Source organism: Ignavibacteria bacterium, from assembly GCA_015709655.1.
GTDB lineage: Bacteria > Bacteroidota > Ignavibacteria > Kapaibacteriales > Kapaibacteriaceae > OLB6.
In genome coordinates this window covers 1,663,479-1,684,399 of record CP054181.1, presented here as the reverse complement: position 1 = coordinate 1,684,399, position 20,921 = coordinate 1,663,479, and the positions used below count along the sequence as shown (strand labels likewise).

Sequence of the window (20,921 nt, the reverse complement as noted above, 5' to 3'; positions counted from 1 at the left end):
TATTGGTCGTCAATTACTTACGTTAACAGTTTTAGTGATCATGCGTGGACGTGACTCTGCTCCGTCGGCACTGGCAGTTGCAGAGATTGTAACCTGTACACTGCCTTTTACTCTGCCCTTGGTAAGGGGGAACTTGCCACCCTGAAGTTTTAGCGTGATTTCGTAGTCATTGCCTGAAACTTTTCTTGGCTTGCCAACAGGAACAGCTTTAAAGGTTGCACCCGTTTTCATGTCACGAACAGAGGTATTGCCAATATTCACAGATACTGAACCGATACTTGCACGCTCGTTCCCATCAGCACTTATTGACGGTGCACGGACTTGAATGCCTTTTACAACAAACTCGCCCGTCTGGTTATCAGTAATTGGGTCGGCCGTCATATCACTGGTTACAATTGTTGGTTTTTTAAGTCCAACATCTCCGCTGCCACTCCATATTGGAACTACTTCTCCTGTACGCGGATCTTTCCAGGCAACATTCAACGTCACCTTTGCCGTACCCGGAGGTACTGATACTGCATCACTGGCCTGTACGTTCAGTTTCCGCAGTGGAGCAATCTGAGCTCCGGTTCCCATATCAAACTGCATCATAAATTCACTGGGCTTAATCGTGTTGCCTGATGAAGGTACAACCACTAATTCCAGTGCGTCACCCCACGAAACTTCGAGGAAGTTCTTTACTTCGTCAGCATTACTTATCGACGACGAATACACATAAACCGAGCATACTGCCGGCTCAGATTTCTTGGGACCATTAGCCTGAGCTAACTGGAATACGTATGGTTCATCGCGTGGTGCAAGATTCCCGGCAATCGGAATTACGAGATTTTTGCCAACCCACTTGGTTGAACCACTTCCTGAGGAACTTGAGGAAGAACCGGATTCCACAACTGAGGCAGATCCTGGTTGTGCCAGAAATTCGGTTTTGCCATTAGACGGCGTTACCTGCATTGGCAGCACCAGCTTGGACAGTTTATCAAAGACTCTGACAACATTTTCAAGGTCGGCAATCTTTGGATCGGTAATCTGAGGCGTGGGCTTCAGCACATGGATATTAAACTCCATCACGCCACGATTCCTGTCGAAAGCATTCTCGGCCTGAATTCCCGGAGTTGTGAGTTTTACAATTGCTCCAAACAACTGAATACGTGCTTTTGTGGGCAGGTCGTCTGTTTCATCCTTCAACTTGTTGATTGCTTTATCGAATTGCTCGATATTGGTTTTTACAAGGTCAGGATTTGGTAACCCTTCGGTATTTCGGGTTAATTCTTCACGAACCTTGAGCAGGTCTTTTACTTTAAGCTGGACAGTACCAATATTTACTTTTTCTTCCGGGTCGATTTCTGCGTGACTAGCCCCTTCTTTTATGGTTACGCCCAGAATTTGGTTTGTTCGTGACGAAAACCGCAACTTATACCAACCGGCATCACGGGGTTCGAAATTCACAACAAACGATCGTTTCTTCCGCGAAATTTCAGGACCTAACTTTTGGGTTTCTTCCTGACTGTAATAGTACTCGGGATCCTGAATTCCGGAAGGTTTAAATGCCGTTACCTGAGGCTGAGAGTACTTGGGCTCAATCAGTATGCGCTGCATCTGTTCAATGAAGGCCTTGGGATTAGTGCGGTTCTGCTCCCATGCCTGTTTAACCCTGGCTTCCATGTCCTTTACCTGTAAGTCAAGAGACGAAACCGATTTAAGCTGCCACGACGAACTGTCTTGGGGAACCGTTTCGCTACCCTGGTCACCGGAGTACAGAATTTCATATTTCAGGTCAGATACGTTGGACAGTTTTAGAAAGCGCATCATACGCTCAACGTAATCCTCGGCTTCTTCGGATTCCTGCTGCTTCAGGTTCGATACAACGTCTGTTATCCCAACTTCAACCAGGTACTTCCGTTCCGGCTTAATATCTGCACCAATTGCTTCCTTAACATTAACACCTGGCGGCGGTATCGTAATCTGGTCTTGCGGACGCGTGTTAATACCTTCTGACCCGGCTCCTACCTGAAGCTGGGCAAGAATGCTCTCCACGATGCGCATTGATTCCTTCTGCTTGGCAATCAAATGCTCTTCTGCTTCATCACGTTCTACAATGATGATGAGAAGTTCAAGAATAACTGCCAAGTAGAGCACGAAGTAAACTTTCCCTGCTCCACCCTTCGACATATACTACCTCCTGGCTTGTAAGGGGCTAACTATTAACCCGTTTTCGTTTTCTGGTTGTCTCACTTTTGAACCGATGTTCCGTCGTTGAGTTTTGCATTGTCAGCTTTCGACATCGATGTTTCCGCTGCACCCTTCTTGGTCATACAACAGCCACTACTTGCTTTTGCCGTGGTACCGGCGCCTGAATTCGATACTTTCTTGGCTGATGCTTTTGCCTTCATTGAGCAGCATGCTTTCTTTGAGGTTGCACAGTTGTCAGCATCCTCGGCTTTGGCTCCAGCTGTCTGACTGGTTGACTTCGACATGCACGATGACGAGTTTTTTGCATTGTCATCACAGCGCATGGCTGCCGTGATGGCAACCGACATTACCAAGAAAGCCGCAACAAAAAGTCCGGTTATTCGAAGATTCATATCATTACTCCTGGCTGAAATTCTGTTTCTACAAGTTAGTTATTCTGCACAATTGCGTTAAAAATAGGCTGAAACAACGAAGTATTCAAAAGAAAACGTATAAAAAGTATGTTTATCCTTACTTGGTTAACGTGATTTTCTCTGAATTCCGTCGGCAGAGCAACAATTTCTAAGCCATTTAACACGGTATGCCTACGAACACCCCGTAGTGTGGCCGCAATCAACACATACCATACATGAACCGTTAATCTTTACGTGCATCGATGCGCATTTGCCGCATGCTTCACCGGTAAATCCCATTTCGATTGCAATCATCCGTGCATCTGCTACTCGTCCGCCAATAATACCGGTAACTTTCTCCGGATTATCTCCAACCACTATCGGCGGATGAAAATTCTCTGAATCCGAAACCGCTCGCGCACCATCAGGTAAGCCCGTTTTTTCGGGAAGTTTATTGTTTTTTGACGGTGCAACCTCGTCTACGGCCTTTACGTGGACAAAATCAGTACGGTTTAAGTAGTCATACCCCAACGTCCTGAACACATAATCCAGGATTGAGGTCGCATTTTTAATTGCTTCGTGTCCTTCAACAAAGCCTGCCGGTTCGAATCGGGTAAAGGTAAAGGTATCAACAAGCTCTTCAAGCGGAACGCCGTACTGTAAGGCTTTTGACACAAGAACGGCAAAGCAATTCATGAGCCCCTTAAAAGAAGCTCCTTCCTTGTACATATCAATAAAAATCTCACCCAGCTGACCGTCGTCAAACTCACCGGTACGCACGTAAACCTTGTGTCCGCCAACCGTTGCCTCGCGCACGTATCCATGGCGTCGTTTGGGCAGACGTCTGCGTTCTGCCCTGTGATAAACGCGTTCACGGATTACTTCATACACTTCTTTCGGACCCTTGGTTTCATCCAGCGTGTCTTCATCGCCAAGCATGACAATTTCGTCGTAGCTGTCCGCAGAGGCATTTAACGGCTGACTAAGCTTCGAACCGTCGCGATACAAGGCAATGGCTTTTACCATCTGTTTCCAGCTTTCGAAGTGTACTTCTTCCACCTGGCTAACGGTGGCTTCGCCCGGCATGTTGATTGTTTTTGAAATAGCTCCACTGATAAAGGGCTGGGCTGCCGACATCATTCGAACATGGGCCATGTATGGGATATAACGCTGACCGCTTTTTCCGCATTTATTTGCACAGTCAAAAATCGGCAAGTGCTCATCTTTTAAGTACGGAGCCCCTTCAATCGTCATGGTACCCGAAACGTACGTGTTGGCAGCTTCGATTTCTTCGTCGGTAAAGCCTAATGCCGAGAGAACCGAAAACCTTGGCTGCTCCATCTCGGCCTCGGTAAAGCCGAGCTTTGCGCAAACATCGTCACCCAGGGTAAACCGATTAAAAACAAAACGGATATCAAAAGCGGAATCAAGCTGGTCTTCGATCTTATCGATGGCAAATTCAGGAAGCCCTTTTTCACGGAGCGAGGCTTTGTTAATAACGGGGCTGCCAACAAGAGTTCCGTGACCTTTACAAAAGCGTTCTATGCTTTCAATTTGACTGTCGGTATAGCCCAATTTATGTAGTGCTATACTTACACTTTGGTTTACAATCTTAAAGTAACCACCTCCGGCCAGCTTCTTGAATTTTACAATTGCAAAGTCAGGCTCAATACCCGTGGTATCACAGTCCATCAGCAGACCGATTGTACCTGTTGGTGCAATCACGGTAGTCTGTGCGTTCCGGTAGCCGTACTTTAAACCAAGCTCAAGAGCACGATCCCAGGCGTGGGTGGCTGCTTTCCGCAAGGGTTCCGGACAATCATTGTGGTCGATACCACGGGGTGTAATTGTTAGATGCTCGTATTCCTCTTTTTCGGCATTGTATGCTGCACGCCTATGATTTCGAATTACACGAAGCATGTCTTCGGCATTACTCTTGTATCTGGCAAAAGCCCCTACATCTCGGGCCATCTCTGCTGAGGTTGCGTATGCTTCGCCGGTCATGATAGCAGAAAGGGCACCGCACAGGCTGAGTGCTCGCGGTGAATTATAGGGGATCCCCATAACCATCAGAACCGTTCCAAGGTTGGCATAACCCAGGCCAAGCGTCCTGAAGTTAAAACTTCGTACGGCAACTTCTTTTGAAGGAAACTGGGCCATGAGAACTGATATTTCGAGCACCACGGTCCATAGCCGGATTGCATGCCTGTACTCATCAATTAAAAATGTTTCCTTTTCAACACTGTAAAAGTGTGCAAGATTTAATGACGCCAGATTACAGGCCGTATCGTCCAGGAACATGTATTCCGAACACGGATTCGAGCCGTTGATTCTGCCGTCAGCGGGACATGTGTGCCATTCATTGATGGTTGTATCAAACTGAAGTCCCGGGTCAGCACTCTTCCACGAGGCCATGTTGATTTTATTCCACAAGTCGCGGGCACGAACCGAAATGCGCTTGGTATTATCGGTACGCCATACCAGGTCCCAGGTTGTATCGTTCAGTACGGCATGCATGAAGTCATTGGTCACCCGAACAGTATTGTTGGAGTTCTGTCCGCTCACAGTGCCGTAAGCCTCACCCTCGTAATTTGTATCGAAAGTAGAGAAGTTTAATGTTGTAAACCCTTGTGCCACCATGTCGAGGGTCCGGCGTACAACATTGTAGGGAACGCCGCGATGCAGTGCTTTCCGAATAAGAGTGTCCAAAGCCTTATTGCTATGCGGATCGGCGCCGTTTGTATGCGCTTCGTCCATAATTGCCTGTAAGAATGTAGAACACACCTTACTACCGGCAACCAGTGATGCCACTTTTTCTTCTTCTTTTGCCTTCCAGTCGATAAATTTTTCAATATCGGGGTGATCAACATTAAGGATCACCATTTTTGCGGCACGGCGGGTCGTGCCACCGCTTTTGATTGCACCGGCTGCACGGTCAAAAATTTTCAGGAAGCTCATTAAGCCGCTCGATACTCCGCCGCCGGATAACTTTTCGTTTTCGCCCCGTAAACTGCTGAAGTTGGAGCCTGTACCACTGCCGTACTTAAAAATGCGGGCTTCACGGGTGGCAAGGTCAAAAATGCCGCCTTCGTTCACTAAGTCGTCCGACACTCCCTGAATAAAGCAGGCATGTGGCTGCGGGTGACTGTAGGCATCCTTGGATTTAACCAGGCGTTGTGTTTCAGGGTCAACATAGTAATGCCCCTGTGATGTTCCGGTTATCCCGTATGCCCAGTTCAAGCCGGTGTTAAACCACTGCGGAGAATTAGGAGCAGCCATTTGATTCAGCAGCATATAGGCAACTTCATCGTAAAAGGCCTGTGCGTCATCGGCAGAGTCAAAATACCCATGCTGCTCACCCCACCATCTCCAGCATCCTGCCAGCCGGTGTACTACCTGCTTGACAGAACGTTCTCTGCCCAGTACCTGTTCACCACTCTCGTCAAGAACAGGGTTGCCGTGCTCATCAGTTTGCGGAACACCTGCCCGACGGAAGTACTTCTGAGCCAGGATGTCGGTTGCTACTTGCGACCAACGTTCTGGTACTTCAATGTCGTCCATCTGAAACACCACGGTACCGTCCGGGTTCCGAAGCGTAGAAGATCTTCGAGTGTAAACAAATGAATCAAAAACATTCTGTCCTTGCTTAGTAAAACAACGCGTAATGCGCATGCCGTAACCTCATCCTACAATTAGGGGTATTAAATAATTTTACGGTAACGACTAAATGACTCGACATTCTACTGTGAAGAAAACACCTGTAGAGAGAATGCGTCCTCTACTGCCAACATTCACTGGCTGTATAGTTAAAATGTCTGGTCATGAATTCGTTAAGCCGCTTTGTGCTTTGCCGCTACTCTTTCAATCTGATGGCCCTTTTCTTTCAGTGCAAAGCCAATAGTTCACAAATTAGGATAAGCAGCGATGCAGACAAATAACATTGGGTATATGTGGATAAAAAAGGATGACCAGCCGGGAACCGGAAAAATTCCATAGCTTTCGGCAATCACATGGTACCTTGGCTTGAATCACTCGACAGGTGGTTGTTTTATAGCATCAACCACGGCCTTTCGTCAGGTTGGCTGGACACGTTTTTTGTATGGATTACTTCCAGCTCCAACTGGAAGTGGATCTGGTTTGCAGGCTTGTTCTACCTGGTTGTATTTGGCGGGAAGCGGGGCCGGTGGTGTGCTGTATCACTTGTGGTATTGGCAGGGGTGCTCGACTTCACGTCGCACCATCTGCTCAAGGAGGCGATACATCGTTTGCGCCCGTTCAGCGTCCTACCCGATGTATATCAGTTAGTGGGATCAGGGGGTGGCAGCTTCCCGTCGAATCATGCGCTCAATAATGCTGCGGGAGCAGTCGTTCTAACGGGGTACTTCCCGTCAAGAGTCTGGTTATGGTACACGCTTGCCGGTCTTATTGCCTTCTCACGGGTGTATTGCGGCGTTCACTGGCCCAGCGATGTTCTGGCCGGTTTTGCATTAGGGATGGCAGGGGGCTATGGTTTACTGTGGATTACGAAACGGTTCTGGAACATGCCTGACCGGCAGCATAAATCCCACTCCGGGCAGCGGCTTCAATTGTAGCGGGTAGTCCGGGCATCGTCCAGTCACCGGCAAGCCACAGAGTGTTGTCGCCATGTCCGACCGGAATACCGTGGTTCTGATGCCTGGTAAAGTAGCTGGTCCTTGCTGATTCGATTTCCGGTGTTATCAGGGGGGTAGCCTGCTTTTCACGAATCACCTGGGCATGCACGATGGTTGCATGCTTCGATTCAGGAAAGAGTGATTCCAGCTCTGTCCTGCAGAGCTGAACAATTCGGTCATGGTTATCGGGTACAATGCTGGCGGCACTAATGGTAAGGGCAACAAGTCCTTCGCGGATTCTTTTTTTATTAAAAATCCACTGCACCGTTGTGCCCAGCGCAGCACAGAAGTCAGCGGATAACCACTGTGTATCGTACCACAGGTACACGCTAAGAATTGGGCTCACTTCAGGTTCTGCAGGCAGATTAATGGTTAGGTTTGATGCTGTTGCCAGACGGTGCAGGGCACGCTGTGGTATCGCACTAATCACCCGAGCTCCGTTAAGCATTGTGCCGCTGTGCAGAGTAAGCGTCCAGCCCAAGCCCCTTTCATGAGGTTTCAGTAACTGCACTGCATCACCCGTTATAAGTGTACCATGATGGTTGTTCAGCCAGTCAGGGAAGGGGCTTAACAGATCACTTAGTCCCGTAGTTGGTATCCAAAGTCCTGAGGCTCCGGTACCGGCAAAAAACGACAGGCGCAGCACGTTAACAAGGAGGGATGCGGCAGCCTTCTCCGGAGGTGCGTTGAGTGTTGCAAGAATTATTGGGTCCCAAAAGCCACCAATGGCAGCGTTGGGCTGACGTTCGCGGATAAGGAACTGTGTACAGGTGAGCCCGGTTGTATCGGGCGGATTCGATATGATCCGTTGAGCAAGTTTTAGAATTGCCAGCTTGCTGGTCAAACCCAGATGCCGAATTCCAAGTATTCCTGTAACCAGCCCTGCTCGTCCCGGTAGCCTTCCGGTATTTAGCACCGATTGTGAGCCTTGCTGACCTACAAAGGCAACCGTGATTGACGTTTGTTTATCCAAAATGGTATCCGTTCCCAGGGTTTTCAATACCGAATCAGCAGCAGAATACGCACCTATCATTACATGCTGCCCATTGTCGATTACCGTACGGGTATCCCTGTGCATGAACGATCGTGCCCTGCCTCCAAGGTACGGACGCGCCTCTACCAGCGTCACAGCCGCACCATTCCGCACCGCTGTTATTGCAGCAGCAATACCGGCCCAGCCCCCGCCAAGAATGATAATGTCCATGCTACAATTGTGTATGATTAATGACCATGTTGCCGGCAAAATCTTCCAGTTTCTGACAGAAAGAAGGCACCCGTGACGTATTTCGGACAGCAATCTGTTTATCTTTGCAGCCCCGCGGAAGTGGCGGAATTGGCAGACGCACCAGACTTAGGATCTGGCGGGGCAACTCGTGAGAGTTCGAGTCTCTCCTTCCGCACAACATACTTTATCCTGGAGATTTCTTGGAACGTACTACAAATGTACTGGCAGGCTGTAAACGCCAAGTTCAAATTCACCTGGAACCGGATGACCTAAAACCCCACTATCAACATGCATATCAGGCTGCTCAAGCCGAGATAACCATGAAGGGGTTTAGGAAGGGTAAGGTTCCGATTAGTGTTATTCGGCAGACGATGGGACGCCAGATCGAAACGGATGCTCTTGAAACTATTGCCGATTCCGAGTTCAGAAAGTACGCCAAGGACGAAGCGGTTCCTGTTGTCGGTACTCCCGCATTGGTAGATATCCGCAAGGAATCAGATGCCGTAACCTTTGTCATTGAATACGAAATTCTCCCCGAAATCAACCTGGGTGAGTATCGTAATATCGAGGTTGATAAGCCGGTCCGTGAAGCTACCGATGCCGATGTGCAGCGCGAGATTGAGTACCTGCGCATGAAAGCAGCAACATTTCAGCCTGCAGAACAAATTACCGATACGCAGTTCGTTGCAACAATCTCGATGAATGAGGTCGACAAAGAAACGTCGATGCCGATAATTGGTGCCGAAACAACGGAAACGAAGGTGTATTTAGACGATGATTCGGTTGACATGCACCTGAGAAATTCGCTCCATAACGGTACCGTTGGTACGGTTTTCACATACGTTGCCGAAACCGCCGATCCCAATGCACAGCCACCGTCGTACCGCGTTACGATTACTGATATTCAGAAAGTTGTGCCTGCCGATTTTACCGATGAGTTTGTAGAGCAAATCACCGAGAACCATATTCATACAACCGAAGAACTGAAAGCCGATATTCGCAGGCAGATCCAGGCGTACTTCGATCAAATGGCCCGGCAGTCAGTAGAAAATCAAATTGTTGACAAGCTGGTTCTGGCCCATGACTTCGATGTTCCGGAATCGTTAACCCATGCGGTTATTCATCAGCTGTTTGATGATTTTAAAAAGAGAAATGAGGGTGACCCACGGCTGGAGAAACTTACTGCCCACGACCTTGAACATGAACTCCGCGATCCGGCTGTACGAATCGCAAAGTGGGAATTGATCCGCCAGCAGATAATTGCCAAGGAAGGTATTACTCTTACCAAGGAAGACATCGATAGCGCTGCCGAACGTACAGGCCTGCCGGTAGATCAACTAAACCTGCTAATGGCACGCAGCGAGTCATTTGCCGACAGATTGCTTTCCGAAAAAGCAATGGATACGTTGCTCGGATACGCTGTCATTAACACAATACCTGCTCCAACCGATGAGTCGGCTGAAGCAGTTTTCCCAGAAGAAAGCCATTCGTAATCGTGTAACTTCAAGAAGGACGTTAACTATGCACTCCCAGCTCGTGCCGATGGTTGTAGAACAAACCAGTCGCGGCGAACGCGCCTACGATATCTATTCTCGACTATTAAAAGAACGTATCGTTTTCATTGGCACACCAATTGATGACTACGTGGCCAGTTTGACAATTGCCCAGCTGTTGTTCTTGCAAAGCGAAGATCCTGCTAAGGATATATCGGTTTATATTAACTCTCCTGGTGGCAGCGTGTCTGCAGGAATGGCCATTTACGATACAATGCAGTTTGTAAAGCCAGATATCAGTACAATCTGTGTTGGTATGGCTGCCTCGATGGCACAGGTGCTGCTTTGCGCCGGTACTAAGGGAAAGCGGTATGCTCTCCCCCATTCACGCGTGATGATGCACCAGCCCCACGGTGGCTCGCAAGGTCAGGCTTCGGATATCGAAATCTATACCCGCGAGATGCTGCGTACACGTGACATGTTGTACGCTGTGATCGCAGAACATACCGGTAAAGACTTCGATACCATTAGGCGGGATGCAGACCGCGATAACTGGATGACGTCGCAGGAAGCACTCGAATACGGTTTGATTGACAAGGTGCTTACACGAACTACCGGTACTGTTTAACTTATCGGCACTGACATTATGGACTCAACTGATACCGGACACCCGGAAGAATTACATTGCTCGTTTTGTGGTCGCAGCTCACGCGAAGTAACCAGCCTGATCGCAGGGAAGGGGGCTTATATGTGCGATATCTGCGTTCAGAATTCAGTTGAGATTCTTAGAAAGAACCAGCCACAAACATCGCTTCGATCCGATATCTCCACCCTGCCACGCCCGTCCGAAATCAAACAGCGTCTGGATTCGTATGTGATTGGGCAGGATAACGCTAAGGAAACTCTTTCAGTTGCCGTTTACAACCACTACAAGCGGATTCAGGCACAAGACCTTGTAAGCCCATTTGATGATGTAGAGATCGACAAAAGCAACATTCTGCTACTGGGTCCAACAGGTACCGGGAAAACCCTGCTCGCACAGACACTTGCACGTATCCTGGATGTTCCGTTTGCTATTGCCGACGCAACAACGCTTACGGAAGCAGGGTATGTTGGCGATGATGTGGAAAGCATTATCGTAAACCTGCTTCAGAATGCCGATTACAACGTAGAGCGCGCCGAACGAGGTATCATCTATGTTGATGAGGTTGACAAGATCACCAGGAAAAGTGATTCTGCCTCCATAACCCGCGACGTTTCTGGCGAAGGTGTGCAGCAGGGTCTGCTGAAGATTCTTGAGGGTACAATTGCCGGAATACCTCCTAAGGGTGGACGTAAGCACCCGGAACAGCCGCTGATAAATGTCAACACACGGAATATTCTGTTTATCTGCGGTGGTGCGTTCGAGGGTCTGGATAAAATCATCGCACGCAGAATGCGGCCGGCCTCCATCGGATTCACGGCGGGCTCAGCTCCGTCCATAGAAGAAAGTGCTTTCCTATTGCGGTACGTAGAGCCCGAAGACCTGATGCGCTTTGGCTTTATACCCGAGTTTATTGGCAGGCTTCCGGTTGTAACTGCTCTTGACCCACTGAGCGATGCTGCCATGTTGGATATTTTAACGAATCCCAAACATGCCTTGGTAAAGCAGTATCAAAAGTTAATGCTTCTTGAAGGAATCGAACTGGAGTTCGAACGTGATGCATTAGAAGCAATAGTAGCAAAAGCAAAGGCCCGACGCACCGGCGCCCGCGGCTTGCGAGGCGTGATGGAAGAAATCATGAATCCAATCATGTATAAACTGCCCGATGTAGAAAACGTACGCAGATGCGTTATCACCCGCCAGGTTGTGGATAATAAGAGCGAGCCCCTGCTCGAGCTGCAGGACGCAGTACAATCACCATCACCTACTAAGTCTGCGAAAAAAACGGTTTAATCGTCCAACTTAATGCAAGTGTACAACGGCACTCCGCTGGACAACTCCGTTTGTGCCGGTAACCGTTACAAACAATACACCATGCGAATTGTTGGGAACTGGTACTGATACTGTTTCTCCTGCAGATACACTCATTTCCTGTGACGACAACAAATCACCTTGCAGGGTATGCCACTGAACCAAGACCGTGCCTGACTCAAAACCAATCAGGCTAACGTCCGCCCCGTATGTGTATAGCTGTACACCTTGCTGTACTGGCGTAACCCGCCTCTGGTCAAATGCACAGTAGTCAGCCCGTAGCAGTCCGTCCTTAGTGCGGATATCAAAGTAGCCGCCGGCAATGGTGTTAAGTTTAATGATTATCGGACTCCGCAACCGGGAACCCAGAAGTATGTCGGCTGAGAGTCGTGCAAGCTCATTAACGGTTCCGGTAACAGCAGGCACACCGCTCACATACGCTGATCCGGGTACTGGCTGAACCGTTCCGGAAATTAAGCCCTGAATGTCTGTTGTAAATCGTGCCATACTGCTGTCGGTACGAACTTCAAACTCGGTCAGTGTCCCCTGAGATGCCAGCACAGCAAACAACGAATCCTGGGTTAGCGTTGTTCGTTCGTCAGGTTGTAAATAAATTGGTATTTCGGATACTGTGCCTACCATGGCATCAACAGTGTCAGCCCACAGCGTCCCGCACACTACTCCAACAATTCCTATCCGAAGTGTAGTATCCTGAACAGTAAACCAGTCGGCATTTGTCTGAACCGTACATTCACAGGCATCCGGACCAATTCGGGTTGGACTTAGCCGAATTGCAAGCTGTTTTTCTTCTCCGCTGTCCAGGCGTATGGGAAGGGGCTCAGGTAGCGTAAATGCATTTGACCCAGTACAGGTTATTTTGTTGATACTCAGTGCTTCGTTTCCAAGATTTCTGATCGTGACGGTTGTATCTGCAACACCTCCATAACACACACTACCTTTTTGGATGTCATGTCGCTCAATGTCGAGTAGTGGCTGAACACCGTATTGTACAATGGTAACCGGCAGAATTGGAGCACATAATTGTTCACGGGTCTGAAGTATGGCCAGGGTGCGTCTCTCACCTATTCCCTGTGTTCGGCTGGTGACAAAGCATGTTTGACCTTGCAGAGGCAGAATCGTTATCGGCCACGGCTGGCCTCCGGGCAACTCGAGTGTTGCGTCGGTAGGATTTTGCCCTCCGTACTGCACACCTGTAATGGTGAGTGGTGTTTGTGAGTTGTTGCTGATAACAACACTATCAAGAACATACACCATATTCTGCGACACTCGCTGGCGTCCCATATAAATACTGTCAGTTACGTTCAAGCTTTTGTCAGCCGAATATCCAACGACCGTAATGTCACGATTACCACCCTCGGCACTGAATATCCTGAATGTTGACGTCCAAGCCCCTTGCACAACCGGTGTTACAGCAACCGAAATGCTCAACGTGGATTTCGGACCTACCAGGAAGGATGTTTGCGGACTAATCGCTGCCGGATCGGTACCAAGTATTCTAACCGAATCGATCAGGATGTCGCAGCCTGTGATATTGGCGAGATCGAAACTTTTTGCAGTGGTTGCGTTTGTACAAATAGTATCCATGTACAAGGTATCACCTTGTACGGAATACGCCGGTTTATCCACCTCGATTTTAACGGGGACTCTTATCACTACGGGTTTTGCCGGTGAACTGAACTCGATTTCGCCTACGAAGGTACCTGCTATTGCAGAACTTGCCTGCACAAAGAGTTGGCCGCGGGCGCCACGGGCAATAGTTTGCGGTATTACGGTTTTCGTATTGAGTGTAAATACGCCCCCCGCATCATTGCTTAGTCGCGCATTTGTAATCGTGGCATCACACCCACCAACGTTTTGAATTTGCATTGAATCAACCATTGTATCGCGCACACAGATCCTTGGCAGAACCAACGTATCACCGGCAGTAAGCGCCTGAACTTCTGCATGCTTACCAACGATTGTCACCTTTACAGTATCAATCAATTCAACCCAGGTTGTATCACCAGGGGCAAGTGATTCCCAGTCACGCACTACAATTTGGACATACACATCTGTTTGCTGCTCAGATAATGGTGCAGATTCAATTTGTACCGATGCACTACCATTGGCAGGAAGTACAGGCAATGGACCTACGATGGAGGCAGGAGCACCGGAAGGTGCAATCACAGTTGCACGGTACATGGGCAGACACCGGATTCCATCCAGTTTGACAGGAATATCAAACGTATCACGGTTTCCCGGACACACCGGTAGAGTAACAGTATTCGCTCCGTCTATCTTTCCAAGTATGCCGGGGACGATCACACACACTGTGCTTTGCAGAATCGTATCTGATGCGTTAGCCATAAACGCAATCGGGATAGTATAGGTTTGGTCATACAATCTGGGGACAACTTCGAATGAGGCCAGACCAACACCAGTTTGATCAACAGTAAGAGCCGCCGGAATTACCTGTGTTGTCTGAACAAGGGGCCTAATTCCTGCCGGCAAAGCACCCAGCTCAACTCTAACATTGTTTAACAGGTTCTGGCCAGTGTTTGTAACCAGGAATAAACTGGTAACGGTATCAGGGGCATACGGTGAATATCCGGCCTTCCCACAGGTATCCTCTATCACGGTGGCAACACGCATACACCCTCCGGGTCCGGCAACACCAAGGCTACCCCCGCCCCCGCCACCACTACCACCACCACCGCCACCGGTTCCAAACGAAACCGAGAGCGAATCAACCAAACCAATTTCGGTTGCAGCGAGCAGTTTTCGCGTTCGTGCAGCAAGCTTTTGTTGCTCCCACAGAAGTAAAATTGCACTGTCAGTAAAGCTTAATCCCGATGGAATCCGCTCGTCCCACATAACTTTGTACAGCCCGGGAATACCTGTACTGTTATCGTCAACCCAGTTACCAAACAAAAACCGGTCGGGCTCAATAAGTTCACTTGCCCGAAGGTTACCACGCGCCGTCAGGCCGGGTGCCAGCGGCGTTCCTTCCAGTGCAATCCAAAACTCCGGAATTCCGGGTGCTGTATTTCTGCGATACTGCGATTCGATCCCGCTGTAGCCGAATGCCGTTCCGATTGGTGCTCTGTCGTTCTTCCCAATCTTGGTATCAACAAGCATCAGCACACCTATTGAGTGCGGTACAATCCCGGAATTGTCAACACGAACCGATAAGCGGATAAAGCCGCCACTGGGACGCTGCACCGGCTCCATCGTAAAAACCAGTTTCACGCTGTCGCCGGCGGATGGTATTGCCAGAAGTCTGGTATTTATCCTTGGTCTGCCCTGGACGGTATCCCGAAATAAATCCTGAACAATAAGGGGGTTGGGTGGCGGCGGTAGGTCAGTTGTCCTGTCAATTTCGTACGGCAGCTGGTAAACCACATCATCAATTTTAATATGAACGTGCGAGGTATAGTTAACCGGACGATTCCCTGCACCGTCTTCCCGGTATATCAGTGTCTTGGTGGTATCTGTAGTATAGTTTGTCGTTATCGAAAAATGTCCATTGTTTAGGAGTCTGGCACTCAGTAAATACGGCGGCAACTGATCGTTAAGTTCCAGCATGGTTTGTGCACCGGCCGAATTGCCCAGTACCACACATGCAACAACCACATACAGAGAAGCTATTGTCAGCGCTTTCATTATTCCTCCGCCGGGGTTGCAATTTCGATGAGTACGGTACGGTTGTACCACCTGCCTTCGGGCAACTCATTATTGTAGATTAATGTGGGGCCGGCAGCCTGTAAGCTAACATGATTCGGAACAATGCGTTGCTTAATATCTGCTTCGATGGCTTCGGCTCTACGCCGCGATAGTTCAGTGTTGTACGGTACACTGCCCATTCTGTCAGTAAAACCGGTAATCCGAATAGCCGAATTAGTTCGCATCCTACTCCGAATGAGATCTAAAATCGATTTATTAAAGCTGCTTATCACTGGTTTGTCAAAGTCGAAAAAGATTAGCCGAAATCGTTCAATCACACTATCGCGCACAAGCTCATTTGAGTAGCGACGGCTTTGAACAATACGACGCACGCTCATCAGTGAGCTTCTGGCATCGGTCTGCCCGTCAGAATACCGAACTGAAACATTCACTTCACCTGTTACGGAGTTCTTCACACCCAGAACTTCTGTTAAACTGCCCGCATTCACCGTCCACACTGCTTCAGCACCGGATATCGGGATACTGCTTCCAACCTGATTCCCGTTCATGATAAGCCGAGCTTCCTTCTCTGCGATATCATCCTGAGTCGAGAACACGGGCTTAATAACAAGTTCACGAGGTTCCACGTTCCGTTTTGTGAATGCCAATTGAATGGGTGCCAGAATCCGGGGATCAGCACTTGAAAGTTCAGCACGACGGTTTTCTTCCCTTCCGTCCTGCGCTGCACGATTGGAAACCACGGCCGGCAGTGTACCGGACTTTATTTGAATTCGTGATTCGCTTATTCTCCATGAATTGGCAAGAAAATCTTTTACGGACCGTGCTCTCTGCAATGCAAGGGTTGTGTCGGTTTCACCATCCAGGGGTTCACAGAATCCCTGAATCACGAGGTTGGCATCTGGATACAGGCGTAAACGTGATCCCACGATGTTCAGGAGGTTGTGATACAAGCCCAGAATACTATCCTGCAGCATCCGTTCATCAAAACTCATTCCTGCAAATTCTTTGTAACGAGCCGGCACACTGGCAGATCCAGCATCAAAAAACACGAATGGCAGCAATGGTGCTACATCGCCTATACGCTCTTCGTGAATCAGGATGTCGGCACCGGGTATTATGCTTCCATCCGACATCTTCCCGCTTACATCAACTGACATTGACCGAACCGGCCTGGCTGCCTCTGCAACGATGACAGGTTTTGCGTCAGCCGGAGGTGTAGGCTGAGCAGGAAGCGGCTCGGGTGCGGACTTCACTGACCAGGCTACTGTTACACCGGCATGCAGGTAATGGACGCTCCAGTCAGATGTATTAAGGATATTTGTAAATCCGTAGGTATAACCAATTTCGGGTGATATTACAAGATCTGCTGTTGTCGGTATATCATAACCGGCCAGAGCGGATACAGCGATACGCAGATTTGCACTTGTATTGTTCTGAGCAAAGCTGGAAGAAAGGAATGTACGTTCCCGTCCTCCCTGCGTAAACTCAAGGAATGATGGTTCAAGAATTGTCTCTGTCTGCTCAAAAGCTGCACGAAGATTGCACCCAACCTGTGGCCCGAATCCCAGGAACAGCCGCTCGATTGGATACCATAATGCAAGCAAGTCCAGGTTGATATAGTCAAGCGATGTAGAAACACGGTACTCACTGTTCATTCTAACCAGTGTACCGTTGGGTAGGGCAACATTTGGCTGTACATCATTCGGAGCCGTGAACACCCCGTCGGCCTTCCAGTATTGCAGTCGTGGGTTAAATACAATATTCTCCGTTAACGGATACCAGAAGCTGTTGCCTACTGTCCACCCGGGAGTTGTAGCATCAGTAAATTTTCCGCATTCCAACAGACCGTCATTGGTAGTCAGCGTTCCATTGTGCATGTTGAGACCCGCTGACCCGGTAAGCCCGATTCGGAATAATTCCTGTGGGGCAGCAAACATGCCGCATACAACAACAAACAACAACGTACACAAGCACACCAGTCGTTGAATGTGCTCCTTAGTGTAGTACAACGAATACATACGAATCCTCAAGCCCCTTTTCGGAAAATAGTTGTGCTGAGTAAATGCCGGCAGGCAGGTCTGATACTCCGATGCTCATCGGAACAGATACCGACGGGTTTACTACGGAATGATGAATAATGCCATCAGCGTCAACAATCCGTAACAACTGCGGTGTACGGTTAACGGCAGAAACTGTAATGATCATGTTATCGGTGGCAGGAGTGGGTGAAACACGCACGTTGGCACCTGAACTCATGCGTACGAGTGACCTCTCCAGGCCACAATTGGGATTTACTGCGATTTCGGACGTGTCAGATGAAACACATGCTTCGCCAATAGCAGAACGTTCACAGTATAGTTTCGACACCACGTCAGAGCCCCTCAATGCTTCTACCTGTATTCCCACCCGCGCAACCGGTATCGGCAACGGCGAGTCCCATACAATCCGAATCCGTGTTCCTCCAGATTCCCGCTGCACTGAACTGCGGGCCGAGACAACGGCATCTGTCTGCATCGTACTCACACCGGTAATAGCGAGCATATCATACGCATGAGCAATGCTAAACTCTGTTACTGTATCAGAAATGGCGTTGATTTCAACCGGCAACACCTTGATATCCCCGGGCTGCATTGAGGCTGACGGAAGCACAACTGCAAGTGCGTCCATCGCCCGGCCCTGAATTGGTATTGCCGTTGAACCCCGTGTAGAATTCACGACAAGTGATCCAGCAATTGCTCCAGGTTGTGAGGCAGTAACAGTTACTCTTAGAACCTTACTTGATCTTGGGGATAGCACGAAGCCCGTGCCTGAGTCAACCTGCGCCTGCTGCGTATTCTCGACCGTAACATCTGTTATGGTAATTGATTCAACAGCACTGGTGTTTGTAAGGATAACGGTTGTAGACACCGTATCGCCTATACAAAGGTCACCTACTGCAATTGCAGAAATGCTGGGAACAACGGACCTTGACAGGACAACTGCACACAGCACTCCGCCAACGGCTGAATCACTATTCGAAATGGCAGATAGCTGAATACGTTCTTCACCCTCTTTTTGAACGGTTAGAATTACATCAACAAAGCGGAGTTCGTTTGGACGTAGCGTAAACGGTATCGCTGATGAATCAGCAAGCCTGGCTATACCGGGTAGCGAAGTAGCAAGTGAAATTGCAGATACCTGTATATCTCTGTCTGCAACATTCTCAATCATGGCACTCAGCCTGACTTCTTCGCTCCGCTGGGCCGAGACGGTATCACAACCCGGCTGACGCAGAACGGCAAGCGTACGGTAACCATTGCCAATAACCGACACCGGGTACGAACGTGGTCCAATATGCAGCGATGCAGATCCGGCAGCTACTCCGCGGGTGGCAGGAGTAAACGTAAAGCAAACCTCGAGTGAAGTCCCTGGGGCAACCGCCACTCTGCCAACCGGGCTTTCAACTACGTACACTCCTGGAGGTTCAATCACAATCGAGTCAATCCATGCCGTGTCAGATCCGTTATTCTTTAACACCGGCAAGCAAATTTTGCGCGTACTGTCTACACGTACATCTCCAAAGTCAACGGCAGCAGTTAATACTTCCACTGTTGAAGCAAGCCCAGTTCCGCTTAAGAGTACTGTGTCAGCAATCATACCCAGGTTAACCACTAAACGGGATGTTCGCATTCCCGACATGGATGGTCGGAACCATCCAAGCAGTGTGCGTGACTCTCCGGCAGCAAGTTTAACCGTTGTTGTATCAACCGCAACAATAAAGTCGGCCCCATCGAGAACAGTAATCTTTTTTATCTCTATTGGCAACATCCATGTATTTGTAACAACGATAGGAACACTATCCGACCGTGCCCCTACTTCAGTACTCGGAAATGATACATTTGGAATTGAAAGGGGCTGGAAGCATTCTACAGATGACGTAGCGTTACCGCCAACAACAACGGGCAGATTGTTACCGGCAACGGCTACCTGCCGGCCGGATGCCGCAGTATTCAACGGGCTAAACTGTACCCACATTCCGGCCGGATCAGAGCCCGATGGCAGCGTAAAGATTTCGCATGTACGAAGGGCCGTTCCCGTACCCCGGCCGGCCACTGTTATGTATGCCGCTGCTGTATCTCGTGTCCCGGCTATCTGCGTAACATCAAAATCAGCACGGGCTTCAATCATGCGTGGCGCATTGCGCCATCCGCTCTTGTAGTCGTACCATTCACATGTGGCCACAGGTGTTCCTCCAGATTCGCCACCAAAGGCACGTGCAATACCGGCATTATCCGATATGCCTACTAAGTTCGTCCGATGGATCAGCGGCGCATTTGCACGAGGATCCCACACCGTACCGGCCAGGAGTTCCGTACTTGTGCCTTGGGCATCCTCACCGCCGGCAACGGCCACAGTTCGCTGTAGATTTTGATCAAGAAAACAATAGGCGGCATGAGCAGCTCTGGCAGTAATGTGATCACCAAGTCTGCGCACAACCCCCGTCTGGATATTGATAGATGCCGTTGCTTTTGTCACAACGCCAACTCCCAGTGGACCGGCACTCTGAATACGTCCACCCGATACAATAATGTTCCCTGCGCCGTCAGACACTGCTCTGCAGTCCCCCACTGCAACGGGAAGAGTTCCCACATTTTCGTACGACCACAGCTTTGATACTGAATCATACCGGATTCTTGTAATGGCAGCACTACTTACATACGTTCCAGCTCCTCCTGTATAGCCACCTATCACGTATACAATACTCTGGCCCGCTGCGTCCTTCACCGCAACAACTGCACTATTTGTTCTGGGTACCGGATCTTGGTTAACAAGCGGGCGGTAGGACCCTGTCGCAGCATCGATCAGGAAAGAAGTTCCCTGAACCACACCTGCTGAATTTCTGCCCCCTATTACCACCAAGTCTCCGGTGTGCAATTGTACCACATCATGCCCGAACCGCACATCACTCATCGGACTGAGTTGTCGCCAACCGGGAGTACCGCCCAACATGGGCAGAGTACATGCAATCAGCCCAATCCATACTAAAACATAAATCAATTTGCGAAGGCAGTATATACCGTCTACAGAGCCGGGAGAGTGGCTAAGGGGCTTTAAGCAAGTGATTGACATAGCATTTATTCACGTTTGTGGTACCCTATACAACGTCAACCGGAAGACCGTTGAATACCGTTCGAACGATGCGAAAACTACGTAAAAACTAAATACGCACTATTATCCTGACATCTGGGCGTCCGAGGCCTGTACATGTCCGATTTATACAACTACCCTTTCATGCTGAGAGGTTTCAACAGTCTATGTGTCGGAAAGCGATAACTGCTTCAGCCGAAAACC

Annotated in this window: 11 protein-coding genes and 1 tRNA gene; 5 read left to right on the top strand and 7 right to left on the bottom strand. The window is 49.2% G+C overall.

Annotated features, from left to right (window positions below; genetic code table 11):
- Window positions 1–9: 9 nt before the first annotated feature.
- The 3 genes from HRU79_06740 to HRU79_06730 all read right to left on the bottom strand — a co-directional run bounded on the left by HRU79_06740 (window position 10) and on the right by HRU79_06730 (window position 6,254).
- Window positions 10–2,169, bottom strand: coding sequence for a hypothetical protein (locus HRU79_06740; GenBank protein QOJ26362.1), 2,160 nt, complete (start codon window positions 2,167–2,169; stop codon window positions 10–12).
- A 59-nt stretch (window positions 2,170–2,228) separates the two neighbouring features.
- On the bottom strand, window positions 2,229–2,582 hold the full coding sequence (locus HRU79_06735; protein QOJ26361.1) for a hypothetical protein: 354 nt from the start codon (window positions 2,580–2,582) through the stop codon (window positions 2,229–2,231).
- 192 nt (window positions 2,583–2,774) lie between these two features.
- On the bottom strand, window positions 2,775–6,254 hold the full coding sequence (locus HRU79_06730; protein QOJ26360.1) for a vitamin B12-dependent ribonucleotide reductase: 3,480 nt from the start codon (window positions 6,252–6,254) through the stop codon (window positions 2,775–2,777).
- Between the two features lie 338 nt (window positions 6,255–6,592).
- Between HRU79_06730 and HRU79_06725 the strand changes: the two genes are divergently transcribed.
- A complete protein-coding gene (locus HRU79_06725; protein ID QOJ26359.1) occupies window positions 6,593–7,174 on the top strand; it encodes a phosphatase PAP2 family protein in 582 nt (193 codons plus the stop codon).
- Here the strand turns inward: HRU79_06725 and HRU79_06720 are convergent.
- Window positions 7,104–8,438 (bottom strand): FAD-dependent oxidoreductase, encoded by a 1,335-nt coding sequence (locus tag HRU79_06720; protein QOJ26358.1) that lies wholly within the window; start codon window positions 8,436–8,438, stop codon window positions 7,104–7,106. The genes HRU79_06725 and HRU79_06720 overlap by 71 nt on opposite strands.
- 114 nt (window positions 8,439–8,552) lie before the next feature.
- On the opposite strand from HRU79_06720, the gene HRU79_06715 reads away from it, so the two are divergent.
- The 4 genes from HRU79_06715 to clpX all read left to right on the top strand — a co-directional run bounded on the left by HRU79_06715 (window position 8,553) and on the right by clpX (window position 11,888).
- Window positions 8,553–8,634 (top strand) — tRNA-Leu (locus tag HRU79_06715).
- Between the two features lie 25 nt (window positions 8,635–8,659).
- Window positions 8,660–9,952, top strand: a complete 1,293-nt coding sequence (tig, locus tag HRU79_06710) for a trigger factor (protein QOJ26357.1) — start codon at window positions 8,660–8,662, stop codon at window positions 9,950–9,952.
- 28 nt (window positions 9,953–9,980) lie between these two features.
- Window positions 9,981–10,580 (top strand): ATP-dependent Clp endopeptidase proteolytic subunit ClpP, encoded by a 600-nt coding sequence (gene clpP / locus HRU79_06705; protein QOJ26356.1) that lies wholly within the window; start codon window positions 9,981–9,983, stop codon window positions 10,578–10,580.
- A gap of 18 nt (window positions 10,581–10,598) precedes the next feature.
- Window positions 10,599–11,888, top strand: a complete 1,290-nt coding sequence (clpX, locus tag HRU79_06700) for an ATP-dependent Clp protease ATP-binding subunit ClpX (protein QOJ26355.1) — start codon at window positions 10,599–10,601, stop codon at window positions 11,886–11,888.
- A 9-nt stretch (window positions 11,889–11,897) separates the two neighbouring features.
- Here clpX and HRU79_06695 read toward each other — a convergent pair whose 3' ends face one another.
- The 3 genes from HRU79_06695 to HRU79_06685 are packed head-to-tail and all read right to left on the bottom strand — an operon-like array spanning window position 11,898 to window position 20,699.
- Window positions 11,898–15,569 (bottom strand): choice-of-anchor D domain-containing protein, encoded by a 3,672-nt coding sequence (locus HRU79_06695; GenBank protein ID QOJ26354.1) that lies wholly within the window; start codon window positions 15,567–15,569, stop codon window positions 11,898–11,900.
- Entirely contained in the window at window positions 15,569–17,608 is a 2,040-nt protein-coding gene (locus HRU79_06690; GenBank protein QOJ26353.1) for an OmpA family protein, read from the bottom strand. Before HRU79_06690 ends, HRU79_06695 begins: the two co-directional genes overlap by 1 nt.
- On the bottom strand, window positions 17,586–20,699 hold the full coding sequence (locus HRU79_06685; GenBank protein QOJ26352.1) for a choice-of-anchor D domain-containing protein: 3,114 nt from the start codon (window positions 20,697–20,699) through the stop codon (window positions 17,586–17,588). Before HRU79_06685 ends, HRU79_06690 begins: the two co-directional genes overlap by 23 nt.
- Window positions 20,700–20,921: the final 222 nt, after the last annotated feature.

What these genes read in the sequence shown, in the direction of transcription:
- HRU79_06740 (QOJ26362.1), bottom strand. Translation starts at nt 2,169, where the DNA reads ATGTCGAAGGGTGGAGCAGGGAAAGTTTACTTCGTGCTCTACTTGGCA.
- HRU79_06735 (QOJ26361.1), bottom strand. Translation starts at nt 2,582, where the DNA reads ATGAATCTTCGAATAACCGGACTTTTTGTTGCGGCTTTCTTGGTAATG.
- HRU79_06730 (QOJ26360.1), bottom strand. Translation starts at nt 6,254, where the DNA reads ATGCGCATTACGCGTTGTTTTACTAAGCAAGGACAGAATGTTTTTGAT.
- HRU79_06725 (QOJ26359.1), top strand. Translation starts at nt 6,593, where the DNA reads ATGGTACCTTGGCTTGAATCACTCGACAGGTGGTTGTTTTATAGCATC.
- HRU79_06720 (QOJ26358.1), bottom strand. Translation starts at nt 8,438, where the DNA reads ATGGACATTATCATTCTTGGCGGGGGCTGGGCCGGTATTGCTGCTGCA.
- clpP (QOJ26356.1), top strand. Translation starts at nt 9,981, where the DNA reads ATGCACTCCCAGCTCGTGCCGATGGTTGTAGAACAAACCAGTCGCGGC.
- clpX (QOJ26355.1), top strand. Translation starts at nt 10,599, where the DNA reads ATGGACTCAACTGATACCGGACACCCGGAAGAATTACATTGCTCGTTT.
- HRU79_06695 (QOJ26354.1), bottom strand. Translation starts at nt 15,569, where the DNA reads ATGAAAGCGCTGACAATAGCTTCTCTGTATGTGGTTGTTGCATGTGTG.
- HRU79_06690 (QOJ26353.1), bottom strand. Translation starts at nt 17,608, where the DNA reads ATGTATTCGTTGTACTACACTAAGGAGCACATTCAACGACTGGTGTGC.
- HRU79_06685 (QOJ26352.1), bottom strand. Translation starts at nt 20,699, where the DNA reads ATGTCAATCACTTGCTTAAAGCCCCTTAGCCACTCTCCCGGCTCTGTA.